Annotated in this window: 2 protein-coding genes and 1 pseudogene; all 3 read right to left on the minus strand. The window is 39.0% G+C overall.

The window, feature by feature from the left end:
- Positions 1 to 1692: pseudogene (locus tag ABGT15_RS14605) on the minus strand (hypothetical protein); the annotation flags it as partial.
- 126 nt (positions 1693 to 1818) lie between these two features.
- Positions 1819 to 3690, minus strand: coding sequence for an OmpA family protein (locus tag ABGT15_RS14610; RefSeq protein WP_367232200.1), 1872 nt, complete (start codon positions 3688 to 3690; stop codon positions 1819 to 1821).
- Between the two features lie 18 nt (positions 3691 to 3708).
- Positions 3709 to 3922 (minus strand): type IX secretion system membrane protein PorP/SprF (locus tag ABGT15_RS14615; protein WP_367232201.1); only part of this gene is annotated, 214 nt, incomplete at its 5' end.

The following is a 3922-nucleotide window of genomic DNA, read 5'->3' on the forward strand; positions in this document are numbered from 1 at the left end:
ACTAACCGTTACTGTTGGTAAGGAATTAACCGTAATTACTGCTGATGCTGTTTGGATAAAACTACAAACAGGTACGGCTGCCGAACTAACAGCTGTTAAATTATAAGTAAATGTTCCTACTGAACTGTCTGGAGCTGTAACAGAAACACTATTTCCGGCAGACGTTGTAACTGTCTGAGCTGAACCACCATTAATATTGTAAGTAAACGTATAAGGCGGCGTTCCATTGGTAGCTGTAAATGTAATTAGTGTAGTTCCAGTGTTTTCACAGATAGCAGTTGTTCCTGTAACATCAGCAACAATTACAGCTGTTACATTTACTGTTTCAGTAATATTTAAAGAAGAAGTACAGTTAGGGGCATTAGCATCTGTAATACTAGTAAGTACTATCTGATTGGCACCTGAAGGAAGTCCTGGCAAATTAATTTGCTGCTGTCCGGAACCACCAAGATTTACAGATTGAGAAGTTCCTCCATTCACTGTAAAATTTATGGTCGCATTAGCCAATCCGTTGAAGGTTAATACCGCATCATTCCCTTGACATATCGGTGAATTTGTGGATATTGTTGGTGCGCTAACGGTAGAAACTGTTACGGTTACCGCGTCATTTTCAATTTGATTACAAACAGTGGTATTAGAAGCGTCAACAATTTTTGCATTAACTAATGAATAGGTTGTATTTACATTGATAGTTTCTGTTATTTGAAAGTTCCCTGAAGAATCCAGCAAAACCGTTTGGACAGCCCCTCCATTGACTCTGTACTCGACTACTGTATCAGGTGAACCTGTAAAGGTAACCGTTACATTTTCGCCGGAACAAACCTGTGTATCAGAAATTGAAATATTAGCAAACGGAACCGGTACAACCCTTAAATAAAAGTCTGTTATAGTGCTGCATCCTGAAACATTATTAACAACTTTTGCAAAAATTTGCTGCGGATTGGTAGCATTAGCCATTACTCCCGGCAAAGGAAACAAACCGTCTGAAGCGTTTGCATAAGTGGTATGAAAAGTAATGGTGTTGTTAGTTGTATCGGGATTAATTAAAGATTTTCTGGTATTAAGATCAAAAATCCCCACGTTAGGTGTACTGCTGCAGGTTATATAATCCGGAATTGAATTAGCCGTTGGCGGTACAGGAAAAGCTCCTGATCCTGCCGTGGCCGATCCTGTCCATTGGATTTCAAATCCACCGTCCCCTACGGGTCTATCTACGGCAATATAATAAGATTGTCCTGCTGTTACTGTAAGCCATCGAACATATCCGTTTCCATTGGCTCCGGGTCCTGTTTGGGTAATAGCCATTGTGCCGTTCATTCCGGTATGATTATTAGTCATTCCGGCCAAAAAAGGGTTAGTTGTAGCACAACGTATCGGACTTCCTAAATTATTACAAGGCCTGTCTGCTCCGTAAACCCAAAAATCGTAATCCACGTTAATATCAGTGTCATTGGGGATTAAATCGAACCCTAAAGTTCCAGATTGAACAATGTTTACTTTTATCCACAGTGAATTATGTTCAAATCCTCCACAGCCGGATACCTCCTGAATGGCTCCAATACCGCTCGCATTCGAACTGAAATTTTCATTCCCGCAAACAACAATCGCATTCACACAGTCGTTCGGAAGGTTTTGGCCAAAACTTGAAATATTCAGAATTAACCCTACAAATAATACAAAAATCCTTTTCATGGAATCAGGTTTACATTTAACTACAATAGCTAACCTCAAAATATAGAGGTTAGCCACTGGATATGAAACAGTCTAAAATATTGCTCTATCGCTAATTATACTTTAAACTTTTTTAAGATTAATACTTTACTTTTTTACAATAATGAACTCCGAGCGTCTGTTTTGCGCATGCTCTTCATCTGAACAATTTGTACCACAATCTACTTTAGGAACCGAGTTACCAAATCCTTTTCCGGAAAGTCGATTTTTAGCAATTCCTTTAGAAATCAAATACTGAACGGTCGATTGTGCTCTTTGCTCTGATAACCTCAAATTGTAAGCAACACTTCCTTTGGAATCCGTATGAGATTTCACTAAAATTTCCATAGTCGGATTATCCATCATTACTTTCACGAGCTTGTTCAACTCACTCGCTCCCTGTGAAGTGATATTGCTTTTGTTGAATTCGAAATAAACATTGTTCAGGATTACTTCGGTTTCTGTAATTATAACTTCAACCGGAACCATTTCCAGTGGAATTGTCACTTCTCCCGATTTTGTTTTCTGAACTGAATTTACAGCCACTTCAAAATTTGCCAATTCTGCTTTCAGACTGTATGCCGTTTCACATTCTAAATCATAACTTACTTTTCCGTTAGCATCGGACTTTCTGGTTGTAATCAGATTTCCTTTTGCATCCAAAATGGCAACATCGGCATTCGCTAAAACTGCACCTGTTTTTTTATTGGTTACCACTACAATAGCTTGAGCTTCGCAAATTGGTGTGGCCATGAAAATAGCGTCATTCCCATTACGATTGGAAGAAAAATAACCGATGTTGGCAACTTTATTAAAACTGAATGAAAAATCATCTTTTTCCGTATTTACCGGTTTTCCGATGTTTTGTACGGATGACGAAGCATTCAAATCGGTTTTAAAAACATCCAATCCGCCAAATCCCTGTCGTCCTGATGAAGAAAAGAAAAGCGTGTTATCATCTGTAATGAAAGGGAAGTTTTCTTTTCCAGGAGTATTAATTTTTTCTCCTAAATTTTCAGGTTTTCCATAACCGTTTTCAGCTACAGAAACTTTCCAGATATCGGATTCTCCATAACCGCCCGGCATGTTCGATGCAAAATAAAGCGTCTTGCCATCTTTGCTTAAACTCGGATTTGTCACGGAATAATTTACACTGTTAAATGGCAATGCCGTAACATTAGACCATTTACCGTCAACTTTAACTGCTTTGTATAAGCCTTGCTGACCAACTTTTGTGTTTGTTTTTTTGCTTCTTTCGAATTGCCCTTCGCTGTGTCCGTCTCGTGCAAAAAACATGGTATTTCCGTCATTGCTTACAGTAACCGGACCATCGTGAAATGCCGTATTTAATTCTTTTACCGGAGTGGGTTCCGATAATGTTCCGTCGGCATTTCTTGTAGCAGAAAAAACATCCAGATACGGTTGGTTATTCCATTTATCGGTTCGTTTTGATGTATTTCTCGTACTTGCAAAATAAAGCGTGTTATCATTTGTCAGTATTGCTCCGAAATCACTTTGTCCTTTACTGTTGATATTTGTATCGGCTACATCAAACATTTTGGCTTTATTGGCTAAACTCGGAATATAGTTTGGATTTGCCTTATGCTCTTTTGCTCTCAAATCGTTTGGAACCATATTGGCGAAAACATCCATCTGTTGGTTGGCCTCCTGATATTTCCCTAATGCTTTAAGGGTTTGCGCATAGCGGTAATAGGTTTCAGCCGATGCTTTTCCTCCCACAGCTTTAGCATACCATTTTGAAGCTTCTTCCGTATTGAAAACATTGTAATAGCAATCTGCCAGTTGCGTATAAACGTATTGGTCTGCTTTTTTGCTTTCTGCAAGTTTCAGGTATTCTTCTATTGCGTTAACATACTGATAGCTTTCAAAAAGCTGGTCAGCCTTTGCCGTATGCTTCTCCTGCGCATAAGCAGCGGTAAGAAGCAACATAAAACTTAATGTAATATATCTTTTTTTCATTTTTCTTTTGCTGATTTGTTAGAAGAATCTTGGTGACACGGAAACTTTCTTAGAGAAACTAACATCCCACAAAAGCATGAACTCGTGCGAAGACTTGGTCGTAGCATCCAGATCCGATACGATGTGATCGTAAGCATAGCCGATGCGTAAATCCTTGGTGATCCCGAAGTTGACCATCGCCCCGAAGGAATCCTCCAAACGATAGGTTACTCCAAGTTCCAACTTCTCATAC

It is taken from the genome of Flavobacterium enshiense, from assembly GCF_040750275.1.
GTDB lineage: Bacteria > Bacteroidota > Bacteroidia > Flavobacteriales > Flavobacteriaceae > Flavobacterium > Flavobacterium enshiense_B.